This is a genomic window from Venatorbacter sp. C2-1, from assembly GCF_022832715.1.
Taxonomy (GTDB): Bacteria; Pseudomonadota; Gammaproteobacteria; order Pseudomonadales; family Oceanobacteraceae; genus Venatoribacter; species Venatoribacter alkanivorans.
In genome coordinates this window covers 2132555-2155543 of sequence record NZ_CP094879.1, presented here as the reverse complement: position 1 = coordinate 2155543, position 22989 = coordinate 2132555, and the positions used below count along the sequence as shown (strand labels likewise).

Annotated in this window: 22 protein-coding genes; 7 read left to right on the top strand and 15 right to left on the bottom strand. The window is 54.1% G+C overall.

The window, feature by feature from the left end; translation table 11 throughout:
• The 4 genes from MT343_RS09475 to MT343_RS09460 are packed head-to-tail and all read left to right on the top strand — an operon-like array spanning nt 1 to nt 4647.
• Entirely contained in the window at nt 1-2583 is a 2583-nt protein-coding gene (locus MT343_RS09475) for a DUF2169 family type VI secretion system accessory protein (protein ID WP_145468745.1), read from the top strand.
• A 25-nt stretch (nt 2584-2608) separates the two neighbouring features.
• A complete protein-coding gene (locus MT343_RS09470; protein WP_145468747.1) occupies nt 2609-3679 on the top strand; it encodes a pentapeptide repeat-containing protein in 1071 nt (356 codons plus the stop codon).
• Entirely contained in the window at nt 3676-4218 is a 543-nt protein-coding gene (locus MT343_RS09465; protein WP_145468749.1) for a DUF3540 domain-containing protein, read from the top strand. Before MT343_RS09470 ends, MT343_RS09465 begins: the two co-directional genes overlap by 4 nt.
• A gap of 30 nt (nt 4219-4248) precedes the next feature.
• On the top strand, nt 4249-4647 hold the full coding sequence (locus MT343_RS09460; RefSeq protein WP_145468750.1) for a DUF4150 domain-containing protein: 399 nt from the start codon (nt 4249-4251) through the stop codon (nt 4645-4647).
• Between the two features lie 19 nt (nt 4648-4666).
• Here the strand turns inward: MT343_RS09460 and MT343_RS09455 are convergent, their stop codons facing one another.
• The 7 genes from MT343_RS09455 to MT343_RS09425 all read right to left on the bottom strand — a co-directional run bounded on the left by MT343_RS09455 (nt 4667) and on the right by MT343_RS09425 (nt 10334).
• Complete coding sequence (locus tag MT343_RS09455; RefSeq protein WP_145468751.1) at nt 4667-5266, bottom strand: hypothetical protein; 600 nt, start codon at nt 5264-5266, stop codon at nt 4667-4669.
• Nucleotides 5267-5318: 52 nt separating this feature from the next.
• A complete protein-coding gene (locus tag MT343_RS09450; RefSeq protein ID WP_145468752.1) occupies nt 5319-5717 on the bottom strand; it encodes an SPOR domain-containing protein in 399 nt (132 codons plus the stop codon).
• Nucleotides 5718-6078: 361 nt separating this feature from the next.
• A complete protein-coding gene (locus tag MT343_RS09445; protein WP_186435873.1) occupies nt 6079-7329 on the bottom strand; it encodes a tetratricopeptide repeat protein in 1251 nt (416 codons plus the stop codon).
• Nucleotides 7330-7681: 352 nt separating this feature from the next.
• Entirely contained in the window at nt 7682-8104 is a 423-nt protein-coding gene (locus MT343_RS09440) for a hypothetical protein (protein WP_145468754.1), read from the bottom strand.
• 30 nt (nt 8105-8134) lie between these two features.
• Nucleotides 8135-8596, bottom strand: a complete 462-nt coding sequence (locus tag MT343_RS09435) for a hypothetical protein (protein ID WP_145468755.1) — start codon at nt 8594-8596, stop codon at nt 8135-8137.
• 201 nt (nt 8597-8797) lie between these two features.
• Nucleotides 8798-9343 (bottom strand): RNA polymerase sigma factor, encoded by a 546-nt coding sequence (locus MT343_RS09430; protein WP_145468756.1) that lies wholly within the window; start codon nt 9341-9343, stop codon nt 8798-8800.
• Between the two features lie 85 nt (nt 9344-9428).
• A complete protein-coding gene (locus MT343_RS09425; RefSeq protein ID WP_145468757.1) occupies nt 9429-10334 on the bottom strand; it encodes a DUF4382 domain-containing protein in 906 nt (301 codons plus the stop codon).
• A 264-nt stretch (nt 10335-10598) separates the two neighbouring features.
• Between MT343_RS09425 and MT343_RS09420 the strand changes: the two genes are divergently transcribed.
• On the top strand, nt 10599-11834 hold the full coding sequence (locus tag MT343_RS09420; protein WP_186435874.1) for a tyrosine-type recombinase/integrase: 1236 nt from the start codon (nt 10599-10601) through the stop codon (nt 11832-11834).
• A gap of 63 nt (nt 11835-11897) precedes the next feature.
• On the opposite strand, the gene phbB is transcribed toward MT343_RS09420, so the two are convergent.
• The gene (gene phbB / locus MT343_RS09415) at nt 11898-12644 is read right to left on the bottom strand and encodes an acetoacetyl-CoA reductase (RefSeq protein WP_145468758.1); all 747 of its coding nucleotides are present in this window, start codon (nt 12642-12644) and stop codon (nt 11898-11900) included.
• 250 nt (nt 12645-12894) lie between these two features.
• On the opposite strand from phbB, the gene thiI reads away from it, so the two are divergent.
• A complete protein-coding gene (gene thiI / locus MT343_RS09410) occupies nt 12895-14412 on the top strand; it encodes a tRNA uracil 4-sulfurtransferase ThiI (protein WP_145468759.1) in 1518 nt (505 codons plus the stop codon).
• A gap of 96 nt (nt 14413-14508) precedes the next feature.
• Here the strand turns inward: thiI and MT343_RS09405 are convergent, their stop codons facing one another.
• Nucleotides 14509-16362, bottom strand: a complete 1854-nt coding sequence (locus MT343_RS09405) for a TonB-dependent receptor plug domain-containing protein (protein ID WP_145468760.1) — start codon at nt 16360-16362, stop codon at nt 14509-14511.
• 559 nt (nt 16363-16921) lie between these two features.
• Between MT343_RS09405 and xthA the strand changes: the two genes are divergently transcribed.
• Complete coding sequence (xthA, locus tag MT343_RS09400; protein WP_145468761.1) at nt 16922-17734, top strand: exodeoxyribonuclease III; 813 nt, start codon at nt 16922-16924, stop codon at nt 17732-17734.
• A gap of 75 nt (nt 17735-17809) precedes the next feature.
• On the opposite strand, the gene MT343_RS09395 is transcribed toward xthA, so the two are convergent.
• From MT343_RS09395 to MT343_RS09370, 6 genes are read right to left on the bottom strand one after another with little or no spacing between them, the layout of a single operon-like run.
• Nucleotides 17810-19102 carry a hypothetical protein gene (locus MT343_RS09395; protein WP_145468762.1) on the bottom strand — a complete coding sequence of 431 codons (1293 nt, stop codon included), beginning with the start codon at nt 19100-19102 and terminating at the stop codon, nt 17810-17812.
• Entirely contained in the window at nt 19102-19722 is a 621-nt protein-coding gene (locus MT343_RS09390) for an energy transducer TonB (RefSeq protein WP_145468763.1), read from the bottom strand. The genes MT343_RS09395 and MT343_RS09390 overlap by 1 nt, the downstream gene beginning before the upstream one ends.
• Nucleotides 19722-20129 (bottom strand): ExbD/TolR family protein, encoded by a 408-nt coding sequence (locus tag MT343_RS09385; protein ID WP_145468764.1) that lies wholly within the window; start codon nt 20127-20129, stop codon nt 19722-19724. The genes MT343_RS09390 and MT343_RS09385 overlap by 1 nt, the downstream gene beginning before the upstream one ends.
• A gap of 18 nt (nt 20130-20147) precedes the next feature.
• The gene (locus MT343_RS09380) at nt 20148-20651 is read right to left on the bottom strand and encodes a MotA/TolQ/ExbB proton channel family protein (protein ID WP_145468765.1); all 504 of its coding nucleotides are present in this window, start codon (nt 20649-20651) and stop codon (nt 20148-20150) included.
• 1 nt (nt 20652) lies between these two features.
• On the bottom strand, nt 20653-22050 hold the full coding sequence (locus MT343_RS09375) for a MotA/TolQ/ExbB proton channel family protein (RefSeq protein WP_145468766.1): 1398 nt from the start codon (nt 22048-22050) through the stop codon (nt 20653-20655).
• Nucleotides 22050-22886, bottom strand: coding sequence for a DUF3450 domain-containing protein (locus MT343_RS09370; protein ID WP_145468767.1), 837 nt, complete (start codon nt 22884-22886; stop codon nt 22050-22052). Before MT343_RS09370 ends, MT343_RS09375 begins: the two co-directional genes overlap by 1 nt.
• Nucleotides 22887-22989 lie beyond the last annotated feature (103 nt).

Below are 22989 nucleotides of genomic sequence, written 5' to 3'. Positions count from 1 at the left end.
ATGCAAATTATCAAACCCCGCACTCTCAGCCTGGTCAGCAATACCTACCACTTTCATCGTCACACGCTGGCGATTGGCGTGGTCGGATTTTTCAGCCTGAAAAATCCACGTACCTTTATATCCGAAGCTCAGGGCTGGTCTCAGCTTACCCCGGCATTATCATCCGGGCTGATTCTGGATATGGGCTACGCCAAACCCTGTGGTGAAATACTGTTGGCTGGTAACGCTTATGCGCCAGACGCAGATGCGGTAACGCGAATGAATGTCAGCGCATCATTAGGCAAACTGAAAAAAACACTGCAGATAATTGGTGATCGCCGCTGGAACGGACGTTTTTTGCGCAAGGCCAGTGCGCCCAGGCCTTTTCATTCCATGTCACTGGATTTCAGCCGGACTTATGGCGGAAGCGGATTCAGCGAAAACCCGGCAGGCAAGGGCATTATCAGCGAAGAAAACCGCCCCAAAGATGGGTTCTTCGAGTTGCCGAATATTTATCACTGTGATGAAAAAACAGCGGCCGATAGCGCGCCCAGAACTCCGGTCAGTTTTGGACCTCTGGATGTTATGCAGCCTCAGCGCAGCCGCTTTCACGGTACATTTGACCAAAGCTGGCTGGATAATATTCATCCGGGTTTTCCGCTGGATACCAATCCTCTTTTCTTTAATGCAGCAAGTGAGGACCAGCACATTAAAGGTTTCTTTTCTCCCGGTGAAGCATTTGAGATACAGGGCATGCATCCTGAGTCAGCAATTATTCAGGGACATCTGCCGCAATTACGCGCCCGTGCTTTTGTTAGTCAGATTGTTGATGGCGAAACTGAATTCCATGAAGTAGCCACGGCCATCGATACCGTCTGGTTTTTCCCTGATCTTGATATAGGCGTGGTGATTTATCGTGGCACGCTGCACGTTCAGAACTCTCTGGGGCTTGATGTTACCCAGCTGTTACTGGCTTATGAGCACAGCGATGACCCGGCCCGCACGGTGGCGTATTACCAGCAGGTTCTGAAACAAAAAACCGATCCTGAAACCGCTGCCGGACACATTCTTAATGAGTCGCAGCTGCTGCCACAAAAAAATGCAGCCGAAGAGGAAGAAGTCAGACAGCTCTATGCTGAAGCCAAAGCTCAGATTCAGGAAAAAAAACAGAACTGGCTTAAACACATATTGGCCGATAAGCCATTATCCGAAACAGAAAAAAATAAAATCCGCAAACAAGTACTAGCTGATGATCCCAAAGAGCCTGCACCGATCCCCAAGGCACTGGTTGATCGTGGCGACATTGACTTATCTCCCTATATCGATGAAGCCAAAGCGCTGGCAGAAAAAGCCCGGCAAGATGCCAAACAGCAGCAGATGCAGGCCAGCCAATATAAGAAGAACCTTGCCCCCGAATCAGAAAACGAAATGAGACAGCGGGTATTCAGCCCGTTTAAGCCGCAGCCTGCGGATCAGCTGATGGCCGCGACACCTCCTGCCAGTCAGCGCAGCACTTCAGAACAACTGCAATTGGCGGAAAACCTGCAAAAAAACAGTCAGCGCCAGGCACGGCAACAGGCTCCGGAATGCACTGCGCTCAGCAAACCTCTTCCCGCAAGCGGTGCCCGGATGATCCGGGACTGGGTTGTCGATTTATTGAATGCCGGAGAATCTCTGGCCGGGCGTGACCTTGCCGGTAGCGATCTGGCCGGTCTGGATTTCAGCGGACAGGATATGACTGCCGTGATGCTGGAGCGGGCTGATCTGAGCGGCTGCTGCTTCGATCATTGTATTCTGGATGGCAGCGTTTTAACGGAAGCTGATATCTCTTATGCCAGCTTTTGTAATGCCCGCATGCAGCGCGCTAATTTATCAGGAACGCGGGGGCATGATGCGGTTTTTACCGGCGCAGATCTCAGCCATGCCTTACTGGTTGCAGCAAAACTGCATAGCTGCAATTTCAGTGGTGCAACCCTTAATCGTCTTATTGCAGCCGAAGCCACGCTGAATAGCTGTCTCTTTCAGCAGATCCATTGCAGGGAAGGGCAGTTTATTCAGGCGCAGTTACCGGCCAGCGACTGGCAGGATGCAACCGTAAGCGCAACGAACTTCACTCAGGCTGAGCTGCAACATTCAAACTGGCAACGTGCGCAGCTCAATCGCTGCCTGATGATTGATATTAAGGCCGACCATATCAATTTCAGCGGCTGTCAGGCAGAGAAAATTCAGTTCAGCAACAAAGGTGAACTGAATCATGCCATTTTTACCGCCAGCAGCTGGCACATTTGTGGATTCAGTAAACTCAATATGCAGCAAAGCTGTATCCGCGATGCCGTATTCAGGGATTGTGATCTGTCAGAAACAAAGCTGAATAACAGCGACCTGCGTCATTCGCTGCTGCATAACTGCCTGCTGCGCCACGCTGATCTGAGCCATTGTGATTGTCAGAAAAGTTTTTTCAGCAGCTGTACGCTGGTTGGTACAGATTTTACAGCCGCCGATCTGAGTGAGGTGCAGCTGCGGCACTGCAATACTAAGGAAGCAATATTTCATGACAGAAGACGCCAACATATGGATCAGCGACCGGATCCATCATTAATCTGATTCTCATTGTTACAGGGAAGGTACTATGAATAATAAACTGGCATCGATTCAGACGCTGATCAGCAGCGGCCAGACCATTATGAATCAGGATCTGGCCGGAGAGTCCTGGGCAGACATATCCCTGGTTGGAGCGGTCTTTATTGACTGTTCTTTTGCAGCTACTCAACTGACCGGTTGCGATCTTAGCCGAACGGTATTTATTCAGTGTGATTTCAGCCACTCACAATTGACTGATAATACAATCCAGCAATCCAGCTTTGTCCGTTGCATCTTTAATGACAGTCAATGGCGAGGGGAATGCGGCAGCAGTACGTTGTGCGAAAGCGACCTGAGTCTCAGTCACTGGCTGCAGGTAAAGCTGACGGCAACAACATTCAGCCAGTGTAATCTGAGCCAGAGTGTCTGGAGTGGCTGTACCTTTCATGCGGTCAATCTGTCTGAAGTTGACACTTCCGGCATGACACTGGAGCGCTGCGACTTCAATAATATTTCCTGGCTGAACAGCGACTTCTCCACCATCACACTGAAAAATGTCAGCTTTGAAAAGGCCTTGTTATTGCAATGCCGGTTTACCGACAAAGACCTGTCGGGCATACGCTTCCGGGCCTGTACCTGCACTGAAAGTCAGTTTACCCGCATCCGCTTCAGTGCGGCGGATCTGGGCAATTCGAATTTTTCCAAATGTCAGCTGGCGGAAGTGGATTTTTCTGATTGCAATCTGAATCAGGCACTGTTTATCGAAAGTCAGATCAGCGGATGTCATTTTACGAATGCACACCTGACCAATGCTAATTTCCAAAAAGCCGAACTGAGTGAAACCAGCTTTAAAAACAGCTACCTGACGGAGTCCTGGTTTAAGTTGGCAGTGGTCAGCAAAGTTGATTTTTCCGGTAGCGATATGCGCTACGCCAATCTGAGTTACTCGCAACTGCAGCACTGTGATTTTATCAACGTCCAGCTTTTGCGGACTAATCTGCATGCTGGCAAAGAAACCAGCTGTCGCTGGAATGGCAGCAACACCGCTGAATTATTACTGACCGATCCGGATCAGCAGGAACTGGACAAACAACTGGCAGATTACGGAGTAAGCGCATGACACCCTGTATAGAATTTCCACTGAACCATCAGTATCAGCCGACGCTACTGGAAAGCGCCTACAGTGGGGTGATTACCGCTATTGATGCTGGCAATGACCGATGGATTATCGATCAGCATTTCACAGCGCAAAAGGCCGTCAGTTTATTAATAAAACCGGAGGCTGGTGATCTGGTTTATTTTGTCCGCATCGGTACGGAATTTTTCATCACTCAGATTCTGCAGCGCCAAAAAAGTGATAACGCTTCCCGCCCTCTGTCTCTCGAAAGTGATCAGCCGCTGTATATCCATGCTCCCGAACTGAAGCTGAGTGCCTGGCATACGCTGGAACTGACTTCGGTCAACACATTATCGGTTGCTGCAGAGCAGGGGAGTTTCTGTTTTTCCGGTGCGCTTATTCAACAGAGTGAAAATCTGATCCAACAGGTTGGTCATATGAATCTGACCGCCCGCGGCCTTCTGCGCCTGAATGCAAAGCAGCAGTTAATTACAGCCGAAGAAGATGTACGTATCGATGGCAAACGCATCAATATGGGCTGACAGCGCCACAATTTAAAACAGGAGAATACTATGTTTGCCACCACACAAAGTCCGGCAATGCATCTGTCAGCACTGGATGTTTGCAAAACACCGATTGGGCCGGTTATTACGCCTATTCCATATCCGAATATCGGAATGTCTTCTACAGCCATTCCCAATATTTTTAATATGTATACGGTAGCTATGCCGGATCACAATTTATTGACCACGGTGCCGCTGTCTAATGGTGATCAGGCAGGGGTTCTGATGGGAGTGGTTTCCAGCATGATGATGGGGCCGGTTAAAAATATGCTGGGCAGTTTCAAGGTGTACAAGATGGTAATGCCTGCGACCAAAATGCTTTCACCCAGCCTTCATAATGGCGAGCTGCCCAATACCGTTGGTACAACACTGACGCCATCACAGGTCAAGGTCATGATTCTCAGCTGACGCCAGCAGTGGCTGGCGATCAGAGTGAGAAATCCAGCCCCACGCCCTGAATGCCATCGAGAGGCGCTTCCTGTACCAGAGGCAGGCGGGTTTGTTTTCCGGCTTTTGGGGCAGGGTGTGCAGACTGTACAGGTGCCATTGGTTGAGGCTGTGAGGTCTCTGTGGGTTCAGCCTGCAGATTTCCCGCTTTATGTGCAGACTTGGAATGCGTTGTTCGCGGCTGCGGTGCTGCCGCAACGACGCTCTCGGACAGCGCATCACTGTTCAGATAGCCCCGGCTTTTAGTACCCGGATAGCTGTCTCTGCGACTGCCAGTCTGTGGTGGAGCCATTCCATTCAGATAGCTCTGATCCTGAGCATGGAGGTGGTGAAACAGCGTGCTGTTTGCACGTAGCGGCAAGTAATTATCCGTTGCTGCGGGTTCTGGCTGGCGACTGGTACGCAGATTAAGTCCTGATTCATCCAGGCTGCGCAGGCGCACATCAGCAGGCGAAGGAGCTTCAGAGCCATAAGCCTGAGCCAAACGGTAAGGAACGGCGGTAAAGCCGGAGCTGTCCGCTCCGCTGCGGACAATCCGCACCATCTGTTGGTAATTCCGCAGTGGCGGTGGTGTTTTCATCGGCATTTCCTTGTCCTGTACTGATTATCTGAACGGGCTGGCGCAGCGTGCTTCAGTCCGCCGGCCAGGCGATAAGTCTGGGAGTCTGGCCCTGAACCATCAGTGAGTACTGCAGCTGTTCCGCAGCCGGGCGCTCCGCAAAGGGGCCAACTGCCAGTATAAGCCAGTGACGATCATCTTCACTGACGGCGAATACAACAGGCGTAAAAGGTAGCTTAACCGCTGCAGTTTCGAGCTGCTTTAATTCAGCTTCAATCACCGCAGGGCTGTTGCTCATATACAGCTGCAGTCCATATTGGATATCTGCGCCGGTTGCAGAGTCAGGTAATAACTGGCCGGACAAGGACAGCTCAGCATTGGTGACCGGACGCAGCTCAAGTGAAGATGCGGCAGGAGATGCAGGATAATCGGGAAGCCACAGGGTTAGTCCCGCACCGGCTGCGGTCAGCAATATAACGATCAGGCCAAATGCTTTCAGAAAGGACTCCTGATTCCATTCCAGAGTATGTGCAGAGGTTACTTGCAGATGAAGGGCTGTGCAAACGACCTTTTATATTTCCGATAATTGATATTATCGGAATAGGCGTATAAGCGTAAAAATGCGGACCGCCTGTCGTCCATCGGCACGAGTTCTAATAAATCTGCACATCTTTGATTTATACGCCGGATGCAATCCTGCACTGCTAATTACAAACCCGCCCAGCGTGACGATCACTTGCAACCCGTTCAAGAATCTGCAGCCTAGCTGAATCTCTGGTCCAGCTGAATCCCAGGCCCAGCGCCTGCGCTTGAGTATGACTACTCAGGCGTTATCACCACTGATAGCCTGCACCGGCATAAACCTGATGCTGAGTAAAATCGTACAGCTCAAAACGGTCATTCGCTTTACCCGCCATAACTCCGGCATGTAGTCGCCACTGGTTTGTACGCCATTGCAGATCGGCACTGATACGCCAGAGCTCCTGACGGCGGCGAGCAGTTTTTTCTGTGCCGTCGAGATCAATGATCATCAGTGATTCATGGTACAGAGCATGGCGTTTTTCCAGCTGAGCGCGCAGGCTCAGTCCCTGCGCCCAGCTCATTCTTGTGCCGGCAAACACTGAGCGCAGCATACGACCGCTATTGGTGAATGATGTCTCCGTGCCTGATTGGCTGGTGTCTTCCAGCTGGTAACCCAGCCAGCCACGCCAATAGTAATTGCCCGATTCCAGACTCAGGCGCAGGCGTTGCTGCAGGCGGTCATCCGTATTGTCGCCAAAACGATACTCATAACCGGCGGAATACAAGGCTGAGAGTTCAGCCCCATATTTCCGATAATTTGAAGATATATCTACAAAAGGTGTTACGGCATACGGCGCACCATCCCAGCGTTCGTAGCGCACACCGGCGCGAACATCCGCAGCAACGGGTACGACTGCCGCAGACTGCCAGAGTTCTCTGTCGGCACTCAGCTGCAGCCAGTCAGGTGCATCATGGCGCTGATAATCACGGAGAAATAACGCGGCATTCCAGCGTTGCGCAGGCAGATCAGCAGCCAGATAAAGGTCGGTGTAATAATCAGCGACGGCCAGTGAATGGTGCAGCTGATCCGGGTTGCTGTCATAACCGCCCTGCACCTGCATAAACACCTGTGGCCTTAGGCTGGCGACAGCCTCTGCCTGCGCCAGGCGTTCACTGGCAAGAGCAGCCAGGCGAAGGTCAGAATCCAGCTGCACCACTTGCTGCCAGTACTCACGTGCCTTGCCGGGATTGCTCAGTTTTGCTTCGGTCAGTCCGAGGTTGTAGCTGGCCAGCGCCTGCCAATCGGAATATGCCGCAAGTTCAGTAAACGCGGTACGCGCCTGGAGGTACTGCGTCAGCCGGTAATAGCTGACGCCGATGTTGTAGAGCAAGGCCGGGCTTTGATTGCCCGCCTGACGGGTGGCGATAAAGTGCGTCAGAGCCTCGTGGTAATCACCGGCACGGAAAGCCTCAATGCCGCTCTGGTAACTGGCCGGAGCGGCCAGAATGCGGGGAGCACTGAGCAGCAGGATAAAAACAGGCGCAAAAATAAGATATCGCAATGGGATGTGTCATTTGGAGCAAAGGCGGCAGTATATCGCCCCGGGCGGCTGCGGGGCAGCCGCTTTCTGTATTAGGGCCTGTCGACACTAATTAAACAGACCTGTTATCGGCTAAAAATTTCTCAGGCAAGGCGCTGAGAGTGTGTCCTAACGGGTTAAGCGAGCGAACAGCAACGCAGGATGAGGGATTTTTAGCCATAACCCTTCGGGCTGAGGCCAGTTTTCCTCATTAACTTCGTCGTTTGTCATTCATTTAACCCGTTAATATCACTCCTCTCTCCTTGTTCTGAGAAAAACAGGCTCTCAGCAGGCCGGATTTACTTAGTGTCGACAGGCCCCAATGAGCAGTAGTTCAGTCTTTGTTCTGCCCCGGTGGAATATCCGGCCGGTTACCCGGAGGGCCGTCCAGTTCACGCTGCTGGCGGCGCTCTGCTGCCGCTTCCTGTGCACGTTCCCGTGCAGCTTCTCCCGGATTGCGGTTCATCTGTGCGGCGCTGTCAGAGCCGGTCCCGGCATTCTGGCGCACACGGGATGAAGCCGGCTGAGGCAGACGGATTTCATGGTAAATCACATCCGGTGTCGCCTGCTCATCGATAACGTCGATGGTTACTTCCGCATCGCTAATGTCTGCATGCGCAACGGAACTGAAAGCGCTGAAAAACATAGCGGCAACGCTGAGAATCATGGCAGCGACACGCGGCAGCGCTGCCAGATATTGCTCAACAGTCCCTTTAGCAAGAGCCTGCACGCGCTGCGGTTTAACGTACTTTTGCATAGCTTTGCAAAGCCCCTCTCAATAAGCCCATCAGATAGCCCTGGCCGGCATTGTCGCGTCAGCGGCCGGGTGATCAAGATTTACCTGGATTTCTTTGTGCGACTGACCGTAACTCAGGGTCACCGTTAGTCCGCCATTGCTGACCGAATGAACACTCACGGGCAGCGTCAGACGGTTGCTGCCCTGCTGCAGAGGTGTCTGCCAGCGAATCACCGGTTCATCATAACCGGTCAGCAAAACCCCTTTACCCGGCCGGATCTCAATGGTCGCCGACTCAATATCCGCAGGGGCGTTAAACACAAGGGCCACATTCTGTTGCCAGGTGATATCCGCAGCCTGCTGCGAATTGAATATCACGGCTACCGCCATAAGCAGCAATGCGGCAAATGCCGACGCGGAGGGTAACAGCCAGCGCTTTGGTTCAGGCTGCGGCTGGCGCTGATACAGCAACGCCTCACTGATTACCTTCTGACGGAAATCAGCAGCAGGCATAGGGACGGATACCCGCAACTGCTGGCAAGCCTCTTCCAGGCGGAGCTCCTCGGCTACAGAGCGGCAATCGGGGCACGCAACCAGGTGGTCAAGCACCGCAGCAGAATATTCAGCGGCGCACAGCTGTGGCCGGCATTGCTGACAGTTCATAAACTATACTCCGCTGATGATTGACTGTTACTGTTAACACGTCCGGGCCGACTAAAACGATCCATGTAATTTTCCCTTCAGCTTCTCCCGCGCCCGGTGCAGACGGGATTTTATCGTACCTTCGCTGATGCCAAAGACCACGGCGATTTCTGCAGTGGTGAATCCTTCCAAATCGTGCATCAGCACAACATCCCGGTGATCATCCGACAGTGAGGTAAGCGCCCTTTCCAGCTGCGCTGCCAGCGCCAGACGGTCTGGTTTGTCCATAACGCTGCTTTCTGCTTCTGCAGCAGAACCTGCTTCCGCACAATCTTCCGCTGGCAGAACCGGAGAGCGCTGGCGGCGGCGATACAGATCAACGTAGCGATAATACAACACCCGGATCAGCCAGGGCTGCGGCTTATCGGCGGCTTCCAGCTCATCAAGCCGGTTAACAATGCGGATCAGCACATCCTGCACAAGATCTTCGGCATCATGGGTGTTACGCGTCCAGTGCCAGGCCATGCGATACATGGTCTCAATATGGGGACCGACCAGTTCACTGAAGCGGCGTTCTGAAGCACGCGCCGGGCGGAATAAGCGGGTAAAAAACGCCAACGGCGGTACTCCGGGTACAAAGACAAACCATCAGGGCAATCCATCATAGGCACAAGCAGACCCGATGTCTGCCTGTGCCTGTCACTCAGATACCGGAAAAATCCGCCTGAGTTGTCTGATCGGCCACCACTTCAGCATTGGCCTGCTCGGCAAAGACGATAACATCATCGCTTTCCGGATCGTCAGTCGCTGCTTCACAGGTGTAAGCCAGGGTGTAGGTGCCTACCGGCATAAAACCTAACTCATAGCTGTACACACCTGCGTTTTCATTAATCAGTGCAGAGGTCAGCGGATCGCCGGCATCGCCGTCCACATCATCCGCTACAGCATCACTACCGACAAAGGCGTACACCGCACCTGCATCAAGGCTGGCGTCGGCGCAGGCGCTGGCAATCAGTTCGCCAGCCACTGTGCCGGTAATGGTGCCGGACTGGGCGTTATCAATCAGGCGCAGTGCCGGCTTCAGGTGCATGCCCTGACCGCCTTTAGGGTCAACAATGGATTTGCGCAGGTCGAAGTCGATGGTGAAGTCCGCACTGCCGCCGGCCAGCAAGGTAAAGCCGCGCACCAGTTTCAGGCCGGTCTGGCTACCGCTAGGTACGCTTAACTCCTGCACAGAGCCATCTTCAAACTCAATATAGGAATCCAGCACACTATCCTGCTCGGCATTCACCAGCAGGCGCATCCACTGATATTCACCGACCGGCAATTCCTGACCTTCGAGCAGGTTGGCAGAGTTGCTGCCCTGCAGCGCCAGCAGGTCAATGGTGCGCGGCTCATCAAACAGAATTTCGGTACGGCTGCCACCGGACTGCAGTTCAACACCACTGAAGCTGACAACAACCTTGCTGGCGGAATCGACCGGAGCATCAGTCACATTCAGTGACAGGCGGCCGGTATCTGAACCGGAGGAGCTGCTGTTACAACCAGCAACCAGTGCGGACGTCACCGCCAGAAACAGTGAATTGCGTAACCAGTTAGTACGAAACATCGGAGTACCTCTTTATATGTTGGCGTGTGTGCAGTAACACGAACCAGGGCGGCAAAGGGTTCCATCTTTTTTAATATTCTTTCACCCATTCTTAAAGTTACGAAATAATTCTATAAAAATCCTATTGTTTTCAATTGCATACAGGATTCACTTGAAGCGCTTAAGAAAGATTAGGATTGTAATTTCAGGCCCAGATAAGGGCGCACTGGCTCCTTCCGCGATTAGTCGTTATTCTTTGCCTAACTCTTATTTCCGATAATTTCCATGCTGAACACCTCTCCTGCCCCGCTAATAGACCAACTCGACTACCTGAGCAATCCACTGAGCAGCGCCCGCCGCATTCTGACACTGCACCCCGAGCTGCAGCGCATTGATGGTGCTTTTGAAGATCTGGTGCACAGCTTCAGTTTTCTGGTCAGCTATAACGGCAGTACGGCTACGTTCAACAGCTACCGGCGTGAAGTTGAGCGTCTGCTGCAATGGTGCTGGCTGATACGCGGTTGTGGTCTGGGTGAGCTTAAGCGGCAGGATCTTGAGACCTATATCCACTTCTGCCAGTCCCCTCCCAAATCCTGGATTGGCAGCAAACAGGTGGCGCGCTTTAAAAATCATCAGGGTGAACGGGTCGCCAACCCCGACTGGCGCCCCTTTGTGAATCAGGCGATCAAGGCTGACCCGCAGGCCCGTACGGTTTTTTCACTGTCACAGAAAAGCCTGCAGGCGTTGTTCGCCGTACTCTCAACCTACTTTAATTATCTGCTGCAGGAAGATTACCTGCGCATCAATCCGGTGGCGCTGATTCGCCAGAAGAGCAAGTTTCTGCAGCGCCATGCCTATCAGGAGCCGGTGCGCCGCCTGTCGAATCTGCAGTGGGATTTCATTCTGGAAACCGTCGAACAACTGGCGAAAGAAAGCCCGGCCGAGCACGAGCGCTCGCTGTTTGTGATGCGCCTGCTGTTTGGTATGTATCTGCGGATCTCCGAACTGGTGGCCGATGAACGCTCAACACCGGTTATGGGTGATTTTCATACCGATGCCGATGGTAACTGGTGGCTCAGGGTTGTCGGCAAAGGCAACAAGGCACGCCTGGTGACGGTGTCTGACGATATGCTCGCCGCGCTGCGCCGCTACCGCGAGCATCTGAATCTGCCACGCCTGCCCTATGTCGGCGAACAGACGCCACTGGTGCAACGACTGAAAGGACGCGGGCCGGTGACCAGTACCCGTCAGATCCGTTATCTGGTGCAGTCCTGCTTCGATCAGGCCTTTGAGCGTATGCGCAGCCAGGGACTGGAAGATGAAGCACAGGAGTTACGCGTGGCCACCGTGCACTGGCTGCGCCACACCGGCATTTCCGAGGACGTAAAATTCCGCCCCAAGGAACACGTTAAGGAAGACGCCGGTCATGCCAGCATGGCCACGACCGACCGTTACATCGACACCGAGCTGCGTGAGCGCCACGCCAGTGCCCGCCATAAAAAGCTGAAGCCGGAGCTGTAACCCCGGCTTCGCCTCTTTAATCCCGGAATGCACCGCATGAAATGCGGCGCGAAACAGGCAGGTTCAGTGCATATACTGACCGCCGTTAGCGGAGATGTTGGCACCAGTTACAAAGCCCGCCTTCTCATCGGCCAGAAAGCTCACCACGCGGGCGATGTCTTCAGGCTCGCCAAAACGTCCGACCGGAATCCCCTTGCGGATGTCTTCACGGATCTCTTCCGGCACATCCATGATCATGCTGGTGGCGATATAGCCCGGCGACACCGTATTCACGGTAATACCTTTGCTGGCAACTTCCTGCGCGACAGCCTTGGTAAAGCCGTACATGCCGGCTTTGGCGGCAGAATAGTTAGCCTGACCGAACTGGCCTTTCTCACCATTAATGGAAGAGATATTGACGATACGCCCCCACTTTTTCTCCAGCATGTCATTGATCACCAGGCGGGTCATATAGAACACCGAGGTCAGGTTGGTCTCGATCACATCGTGCCAGTATTCCGGAGACATTTTACGCAGCGTAGTGTCACGGGTGATGCCGCCGTTATTGATCAGTACATCGATGGTGCCGAAGTCCTTGCGGATACCCTCAATGCAGGCTTCACAGGAAGCGAAGTCGCGGATATTGCCGTACGCCAGGGCGATGTCGTACCCCTCTTCTTTCAGCTTATCCTGCCAGGTCTGCGCTTTGTCGTGGTTGCCGCCGTGATAGTAGCCGGCAACCACCTGATAGCCATCGTCATGCAGCTGCTTGCAGATCGCGGTGCCAATGCCGCCGGTTCCGCCGGTTACCAGTGCAATTCGTTTTGTCATGTCCTACTCCTTCAGTTTCATGATGAGATCCCATTACGGGCGAGATGCAATACCAGAGATTGCTCAGCCAATATGACATTACGATGACCTTGCCCCATATGGCAGCACGCCCCTTAAAAGCCTCATGCTTTGGACATAGCCCGACCATGCGCAAAGCGGTCGAAACCTGCTCTGGCCCGCCCTGCGGATGCCCTGTGGGCGGAAGTAGGATATAATCCGCGCCCCCAATTTATTGTCCCTCCGCCGCCTTATGAAGTTCGTAATCAAGCTGTTCCCGGAAATCACCATCAAATCCACCAGTGTGCGCAAGCAGATGACCAAAATTCTGCGTCAGAACCTGCAGAATATGTTCCGCCGCCACGCTATTTCGGTGGATGTACAGAACCGCTGGGACAGCCTGATCGTTCTGGTCAACCGCGATGACGATGCGGCCCGCCGCCAGACCATTCAGATCCTGTCGCACACACCGGGCATTGCTGCAGCACTGGAAATCACTGAATACACCTTCACCACGCTGGACGAAGCCTATCAGCGCGTACGCGATGCCTACCGTGAGCGCGTCGCCGGTAAATCCTTTTGTGTGCGCATCAAGCGTGCGGGTCTGCACGATTTCACCTCCCACCAGGCGGAAATCTATATGGGTGGCGGCTTTCTGAAAGAAACCGAGGCACTGCGCGTCGATCTGCACCGCCCGGAAGTGACCGTGCTGGCGGAACTGCGTAACGACAAGGTTCAGGTGGTGCAGCAAACCATCAAAGGCCTGGGCGGCTATCCACTGGGCAGCCAGGGCGAAGTGCTGAGTCTGATTTCCGGCGGCTTTGACTCCACCGTTGCCAGCTACCTGATGACCCGCCGCGGCCTGAAAACCCACTTCTGTTTTTTCAATCTGGGCGGCAGCGCGCATGAGATCGGCGTGAAACAGGTTTCCCACTACCTGTGGAGCACCTTTGGTGAAAGCCACCGGGTTAAGTTTGTTACCGTGCCGTTCGAGAAGGTTGTGGCCGAAATTCTGACCAATGTCGATACCGGACAGATGGGCGTTGTACTGAAGCGTATGATGCTGCGCGCGGCCTCGCGCGTGGCAGAAAACCTGAACCTGCCGGCACTGGTCACCGGCGAAGCCGTGGCCCAGGTCGCCAGTCAGACCATTACCAATCTGGCTGTGATCGATGACGTTGCCGACCGCATGGTGCTGCGTCCGCTGGCGGCTATGGATAAGCAGGACATCATCGATACCGCCCGCCGTATCGGCACCGAAATGTTCGCCGCCACCATGCCGGAATACTGCGGTGTGATCTCAGTGAACCCGACCACTGTGGGAGATCGCAGCAAAGTCGCCGACGCTGAAGCCAAATTTGATATGGCAGTACTGGAGCAGGCGCTGGCCGATGCCACCTACCAGCGTATCGACGATGTGCTTAGTGGCGCCGAGAGCGGCCTGGAGAATGTCGAGATTGTTACCACTCCGGGGCTGAACGATGTGATCATCGACATCCGCCACCCATCGGAAGCGGCAGACGCCCCGCTGACGCTGACCAACAACAGCGTGCTGACCATTCCGTTCTTTGACCTCGATAACCGCGTGAATGAACTGACCAGACAACAGCCGGACACCCGCTTCCTTCTTTACTGCCAGAAAGGCACCATGAGTAAGATTCATGCCCATCACCTGATGAGCGAGCAGCGCGGTAACTTTGCGGTGTTTATGGAACCGGGCTTTGTTAAGCCAGCCTATAAGGCCGAAGCCAGCGACAGCAGCGAAGACTGAAACACTGCGCGCATAAAAAAGCCGGAGTGGCTGTCGATACTGAACAGTCACTCCGGCTTTTTTATGATCGGCATTTCACCTTTTACACCCTGCGATCTACAGACCCGCGCTGATCTCAAAGCGATAGCCGGTGCCCGGCGCTTCAATAAAACCACTGTCGATATAATCCGCGTCCAGCACATTGGTTGCCGCAACGGCCCAGCTCCAGCCATTGTTCTGCTGCTTTAAGCCCAGATCCCAGATGCGGTAACCATTCTGATTGTAACGATCTTCAAACTTGTACAGTGATGTCGCACTCAGGCCCGGCAGCAATTCATAAGCCAGCGCCAGAACAACCTGATGCTCAAACTGAGATTTGCTGTAGAGGGCCTTTTCATACTGATTGGTAAAGTCCTGAATCAGGCGGGTATAGCTCAGACTGGCCTTCTGCAGACCGCTTGCCGCCAGCAGGCCGGTGGCATCCAGCTCGATATCGTAACCTTTGGTGTCAATTGCATCGATATTACGTGCGGTGTAGTAATTAATGGTCGGATCGGCGACTTCGGCCGCTGTCTGAGTGTAATCAATGGCATCGCTGGTATTGCGTTTAAAGACCGCCAGCCGGGTTTGCAGGCCCGCCAGATTCAGGCGCGCACCCAGTTCAGCGCTGCTGGTCTCTTCTGCTTTAAGGTCGGCGTTACCCTGATTTCCAGTGTTGGTCACGGGGTTGATCTGGTAAAGATACAGATCATTCATGGTCGGCACGCGCACGCTTTTACCGGCATTCAGATACAGTTGCTGACCGGCCGCCAGCGGCAGGGTCAGGCCCAGCACCGGCAAGGTATAGCTGTCGCCGCCATCATAATCGAGATACGACAAACTGCCCGCCAACTGCACAGCGCCAAAGTCGTACTGACCAAACGCAAAGGCACTGCCGTATTCACGTTCATGGCGATCACCCAGCGTCGAGGTGCTGTCGATGTCTTCCTGATTAAACTCATAGCCCAGCGCCAGTGATTCATTCAGACGAAAGCGCAGACGGCTCTGCCAGGCATTGGTCTGATGCACGGAAGGCGCATAATTCAGATAGTAAAATTCATCGTCGTGCTGGCGCCAGTTAACGGCAACATCAACACTGCGACCGGCGGAATAACGCTGTTCATGGGTAAGGTAAGCGTGGCGCTGAATGGTGCTTTCATTGGTACGCAGGTTCGGTGGTGTGTAAAACCCCTGAGTACCAAAACCCCGGTCCAGATAGCCCAGTCCAAGCACTGTGGTGTGGGCATTATTCTGGTGCACCAGGCGGTAATTGCCCTGCTGACTGATGTAATCCAGATCGGCACCCTTGATGTAGGTATCGGATTCCTGCTGGCTGACCGCTGCAAAGTGGCTCCAGTTGCCCTGGGTTTTGGCCAGACTCAGCAAACCACGGGCGTAATCTTTGCTGCCGGCTTCGGCTTTTAACAGCGCGCTGCGGCCATTTTCAGACTCCACCTGCTTGCGGGTTACCAGATTGATCACCCCGGCATTACCGTTCGGGCCATACTGTCCGGCACCCGGGCCGCGGACAATCTCAATGCGTTCAATATCTTCCAGAGTAACCGGCAGATCGAAATTATGATGGCCGGTCTGTGGGTCATTCATGCGCACGCCATCGACCAGAATCAGCGTCTGCTCATAACCTGCTCCACGGATACCAAGATCGACCTGTGCACCGCTGCCACGCTGGCGTACATCCAGTCCGCCCACCCATTCCAGCGCATCAGCCAGATTGGTCACCGGTAATAATTTCAGGTCGGCGCGTTCAATCACCTCAACCGCAAATGCCTGCTCGGCAATGTTCTGGCTGAATAACTGGCCGGTAACGCGCTGCGCATCCAGCTCGACGGTATCAGCTGCCTGAGACTGACTGGCAAGCATCTGAGCAATCAGTACCGCCAGAATGGCCGGTTTAAAAGGTGTGCTGTTCATGATGACCTCATCGGTTGCGATGGCCGGACTGGCCGGTAAAAACAATGGCGCTCAGTGTAGTGATTTTGACTGATCACCCAACAGGAGTGATCAGTCCGGGTTTTCATCTGCTTATTTTTCAGCCAATTAACTTATACTGCCCTGCTCCGGCCGACCAACACTCGACCTGACCTGATGTTGCCAGACTGTTATTATGGTGGCTGTTTTTATTAGGGCCTGTCGACACTAATTGGATAGGTCCTGCTGAGAGCCAGTTTTTCTCAGAACAAGGAGAGAGACGTGATATTAGCGGGCTAAATGAATGACGAACGACGATGTTCATGGGGAAAACTGGCCTCAGCCCGAAGGGTTATGGCTAAAAATCCCTCATCCTGCGTTGCTGTTCGTTCGCTTAACCCGTTACCAATCTGTCTGGAACAGATTGGCGTGCTAACCCCGAAGGGGTGAAGCACAGGGATGTGCTGAACATCCCACACTCTCAGCGCCTTGTTTGAGATATTTTTAGCCAATAACAGGCCTGTTTAATTAGTGTCGACAGGCCCTAGCGTCAGGATCAGCCATGACCACCATCATCAGTTTCAATATTAACGGCGTCCGCGCCCGGCCTCATCAACTGGAAGCCATTCGCGACCAGCTTAATCCGGATGTGCTTGGTTTGCAGGAAACCAAGGTGCAGGACGCCGAATTTCCGCTGGCGGATATTCAGGCTCTGGGATTTCATGTCGAGTTCTTTGGCCAGAAAGGTCATTACGGTGTAGCTCTGCTGAGTAAAACCGCCCCCGTCTTTGTGCAGAAAGGCTGGCCCTGGGATGACGCCGAAGCGCAGAAACGCATTATTCATGCACGCTACGAAATTGACGGCAAAATCTGGAATGTGCTGAACGGTTATTTCCCGCAGGGGGAAAGCCGCGACCACGAAACCAAATTCCCGGCTAAAGAAAAGTTTTACGCCGACCTGCAGCGTTACCTGAGTGAAAACTTCACCCCGGCCGACCGGGTGATTGTGATGGGTGATATGAATATTTCACCGGAAGATACCGACATCGGTATTGGCGAACCGAACCGTAAACGCTGGCTGAAAACCGGCAAGTGCAGTTTCCTGCCGGAAGAGCGCGAATGGTATCAGCGCCTGCTCGGCTGGGGTTTGCAGGATACCTATCGCAAACATTATCCGGCCAGCAATGACACCTTCAGCTGGTTTGATTACCGCTCCAAAGGCTTTGATGATGAGCCCAAACGCGGCCTGCGTATCGACCATATCCTGGCAACGCCTGCGGTATACGAAGAATGCACCGCAGCGGGTGTCAGCTACGATATCCGCGCACTGGAAAAACCGTCAGATCACGCACCGATCTGGGCAACCTTTTCCTGAGCAGGCTTTATCTCCGGCAATAAAAAACGGCGCCTTATAAGCGCCGTTTTTTATTTAAATCCGCATGGCCAGATATCAGCCGGGATACTGTTCCAGCGTATCCAGATAATCCAGCCATACGCGGGCATTGGCTGCAACCGCCGCCAGCGTCAGCGCCTGCTGGAAATAGCGCCGTGCCGCGGCAAATTCTTTCAGTTCATAAGCACAGCTGCCGGCCAGCATAAGTGCCCGGGGTTTATCCCGTTCTGACAGGCCTTTTTTCAGCGCCGCTTCGCTGTCATTCAGAGCGGTCTGATACTCTGCATTCTGTTGCTGCATCTGTGCCGCACGGTACAGCAGACTGCCATCGTCCATAAAAGCACTGGCTTCACGCATGGCGATTACGGCTTTATCGCGCTCGCGCCCCTGCTGCCAGGCCGCCGCCAGTAAGCGCCAGTTACGTTCATTTAATTCAACGGTTTCGTCTTTGATATGTGCCTGCAGAATACGTCCGGCGCGCTCAGGGATATTTTCGCTGATCAATAATTGCACCAGCAGCAGAATACTGTCGGCTTTTTTCAGATAGTGTCCGGCGTATCCCAACTCCAGTGTCCGCAGGGCCAGTTTCGGCTTTTCCAGCAGCTGATAAATAGCCGCCTGCTGCTGCCAGTAATCTTCTTTGGCAGGATTTATACGCAGCAGATCATCCAGCACCATGGCGGTTTTCAGATAGGATTTTTGCTGATAGTGCGCCGCCATCAGCATCTGCAGCCAGTTTTCTTTCGGCTTGTCGCCACGTGCCTGTGTGCGCCCAATACCCTTTAACAACCAGGGAATGGAGGCGGCGTAATTTTTTTCCAGCTGATAGGCCGAGGCCAGCGTGATAAAGCTCAGAGGCTGAATCCAGTCGGCGTTTTTTTCTTTGTCACCTTTACCCTTGCTGCTGTTTTTTTCTTTTTCCAGCTGCAGGATGTTTGTCAGTCGTGGTTCCAGCTCAGCAATGGCTGCATTGGTGTTTTCTGCCGCCAGATGCAATTGCGCCAGCGTGGTCGACAGTGCTGACTCCTGCGCCGGAGCCAGCGCATTCAGGCTCAGCGCTTTACTGTACCAGGTCATGGCTTCAGTGTTTTTTTCCTGCAGCAGATAGAGCTGGCCGTGCAATTGATAGCTCAGCGCCAGACCGAAGCCGGGGGTTAAATCCTCTTCCAGCTCCAGCAAAGCCTGTTCGGCTCCGCTGTACTGCTGTGCCGCCAGCTGTTCCTGAATGGCATTCAATGCTTCATAAGTGGATGGTGACAGGCTGTTATTGGCGGCCTGCAGCACCGGAGCCAGCAGGCAGAACAGCAGTCCGAAAAACAGCCCGGGAAACGGGGTGGTAAAAAGACGCATCAGGAATCACCCAGCTTAAATTCAATGGTCTGGGTTGCCTGTTGCGCAACCGGCCGGCCATTTTCCATTTTCGGTTTGAATTTGTATTTATACAGCGCCCGGATGGCTTCGCGCTCAAACACGCCACGCGGCTCGGCCTCCAGAATTTCGACATCGTCGACTGTGCCTTCGGGGTTAATCGCCAGACGAGCGGTTACATAGCCTTCGATTTTCTGACGCACTGCTTTTTGGGGGTACACAGCATTCATCCGCACCAGCGGAATAACATCGGTATCGCCAAAGCCCATACCAACCACGGCGTCGCCCAATAGCGAATTCTGCGCCAGTGATAAATCCGGATTTACATCAGGCATATTGAACGGCAACTGCTGCATCGGCGTGTTTTGTTCGGCCACCGATTCTTTTGGCAGTTGCGGTTTTTTCGGCTTGGGTGGCTCCTGCTTGCGCCGTTCTTTCAGCTGGGTTTTGCTTTCCTGCTTCAGGCGCACAAAGTCGACATAGGTGTTGTCGCGATTATCGCGCTTAAGCTCCCCAGGCCCTGACACCATCTGATGCATCGCCCAGAACAAGCCAAGACTTACCCCGCAAGCCAGTAATAAAGCAATCGCCAAACGGGGCATCAGTTAGCCGCCTCGGCGGAAATAGAAATATTGGTAATTCCGGCCAGGCGTACCTGATCCATCACCTTGACCAGAAGGCCGGTCGGTGAAAATTCGTCAGCCTGAATGATCACAGCCCCTTCCGGGTTTTCTGCTTTCATGCGCTCAATGTTCGGACGCACAGCGCGCACATCAATGGCGCGGCGGTCGATCCAGATTTCGCCATTGGCGCGGATCGCCAGCAGAATATTACTGCCCTTTTTCTCTTCTGCGGTCTGCGCACTCGGGCGGCTGACGGTTACGCCGCTTTCTTTAACGAAAGAGGTCGTAACAATAAAAAAGATCAGCATGATAAAGACGATATCCAGCATCGGGGTGATATCGATATCGTTGCCATCGGCTTCACTATCGGTGTGACGACGTGCCATAACAAATAATCCGTAAATTCAGTCGGTCGTTAGCCATTCGGCGAGCTGATGCACGCCGCGCTCACTTAAACGTTTAAAGCGGGTGCGGAAATACAAACCGGTCAGTGCCACCACCAGTCCGGCCATGGTCGGAATGGTCGCCTGAGAGATACCCGACGCCATAGCCCGCGCATTACCGGTACCGGTCACCGCCAGCACATCAAACACACTGACCATGCCGGTCACGGTTCCCAGCAAGCCCATCAGCGGACAGATGGCGATCAGAATGCCAACCAGTGACAAATATTGCTGCGCCGCCTGCTTTTGCTGACTGAGCCAGGCCGCGCGGATTTTGCGCGCATTCCAGCTCTGGTGTTCGCTGCGCTGTGCCCAGCGTTCGGCAATAGCGCGATTCAGGCGTGGCATCTCGCGGTAGAAAAACCACAGGCGCTCAATGATCAGACTCCAGAGCAGCACGCACAGCACCAGAATGCCGTACAGTACCGGGCCGCCCTGGGCCATAAAGTCCAGCAGCCACTGCATCTCAGTTGCCTTTCGGGTTCTGGCCGGAGCGGTTTTCCAGCGCCTGGGCGATCAGTCCGGCAGACTGCTCATCCAGCAGCTGAATCAGCGCCTTGCTGCGTGATGCCACCCAGTTGTGAGCCAGCAGCAGCGGGATCGCAGCTAACAGGCCTAGCACCGTAGTGATCAGTGCCTGAGAAATACCGGACGCCATCAGCTTCGGATCGCCGGTGCCGAAATTGGTGATCGCCTGAAAGGTCGCGATCATGCCGGTTACCGTGCCCAGCAGACCCAGCAGCGGCGCGATGCCGGCAAAGAGTTTGATGATGGTCTGGCCGCGCTCCAGCGCCGGCAGTTCGCGCAGAACCGCCTCGTCCATTTTGGCTTCCAGTACATCCACATCCAGCGGTTGCGGCAGATTGCGGTAGCTGGCCAGCACACGCCCGAGTGGATTGTCTTCTGCCGCGTTGTCGATGTTATCCAGTTGCTGACGAACCTTGCGACCAACGGTACCCAGCACTACCAGGCGCCAGCCCGCCAGTGCCAGACCAATCAGGCCCAGGCCGATAATGATGTAGCCAACCAGCGCGCCCTGCTGTACCCGCTCCAGCAGGTCCGGGCTTTCCAGTGACAGGTTCAGCAAGGCGCCACGGCTTGGGTCCAGTGCAAAAGGTGCGACGGCCGCATTGGCGTTCAGCCATTCAGGGATCATATCCGCCGCACCGGGCTGACGGCCCAGCATCTGCAGCTGTTTCAGTTCGGCGTCATAAGCCAGATAACCGCTGTTATCCACGGCATTGAACACACCCAAGCGGGTAACGCTGCGCTTCTGTGGCTTGCCATCGGCGCCAATCACCACGCTATCAAAGGATGTCACGGCGCCATTGATGGTCATTTCCTGCTGCAGGCTGAACCACAGCGCTTCCAGCTCGGCGATGGTCGGCAATTCTTTGGCTTCCGCCAGCTTGTTCAGATCGGCTTTGCGCTGAGGAATCTCAACCGAGGTCAGGCTGTCGCCCAGCACGGTGTTCAGATCGTTAGCAACCTGACGTACCACGCCAAACATCTCGCCCAGATTCCCCACCCGCAAACGCAGTTCTTCTTCGCGTTCGGTCAGTGCCTGCTCGTTATTGTCGAAGCGATCTTTCAGCGAGTCGGCCAGCTGCTGTTCACGTTTCAGCGCGGCGCGAGCCTCGCTCAGCATGCGCTTCTGGGTATTCAGATCACTGAGGAATTTGGCCTCACGGGCCTTGTTCTGTGCCGCTTCTTCACGGCTGTAGCTGCCGATCTGATTCAGCAGGCCAGTCAGTGGATCGCTGTTTTTAGCGGTTTGTTCAGCAGCATCCGCGGCGATTGCCGTAGCGCTGAAGGTGAAACTTAGAATCGCCGGCAGTAACACGGAGGACAGGAAAGGTTTCATTATTGTGCCTCCGCCTGTTTGTTGGTTGAGGTTGTCATAACGGACTCAAGGGAGGCCTGAGTCGGCAGAGGCAGAACCATCAGTTCGGGGGCGGCAATCTGTTGCGCCACTTTGAGTGCTTTGCGCAGGTCGCGCATATAGCCATCGTCCAGTGCCAGCCAGTTGCCCTGCCCTTTATGCCAGAGCCAGGCATGCTGACCGTCATTGCTGATGCGGTACAGCGCCAGGCGTCCGACCCGCAGAAAATCGTAAGAAATGTTATCCATCTGGCCACGGTAGGCTTCGATATTGCGGCCGTAATCCACTTCCACCTGATAGGCTTCCAGCACCCGGCGGAATTTTTCTGACACGGTAACGTCGGCACGGGTCAGCAGGTCTTTCAGCAACGCAATACGGGCACCGCGCTCCTGTGGCAGAAAAGGTGTATCCAGTGCCACAAATTGCTCAAGAGAATCCAGCATGCGGCTCATCAGTGGCAGGATGCCCCGTTCGGTGCGCTCAATTTCGGTAATCTGACGCGCGAGCGACTCCAGCTCTTTATCCTGGTTATAAACGATGGCGGCCATCTGACGGTTGTAGAGCGCCAGCTGTTCCGTTTCGGCACGCAGCTGACGGTACTCGTTCAGCAGCAGCTGGGTCTGATCATCCAGTTTCTCAACCTTCTGCTGGCTGTTGCGGCCACTGTTGTCGGTAGCACTGATCTGCTGCTGAGCGCTGGTCAGAGTATCTGACGGGCTGTCGGCCCTGGTTCCGGTTTGAGTCCCGGTTTGAGGGGCAGCCTGAGCACTGAGCGTGCAGGCCAGCAAGCATGTGGCGAGGATATACGGGGTTTTCATGACCGGTCGTGTCCCTGTCAATGTGAAGTGATATTTCAAGCGAGAAGTCTAACGGCTTTGTATTAACAAAAACTGAATGCGCCCGGGTATGGCTGCAAACCGG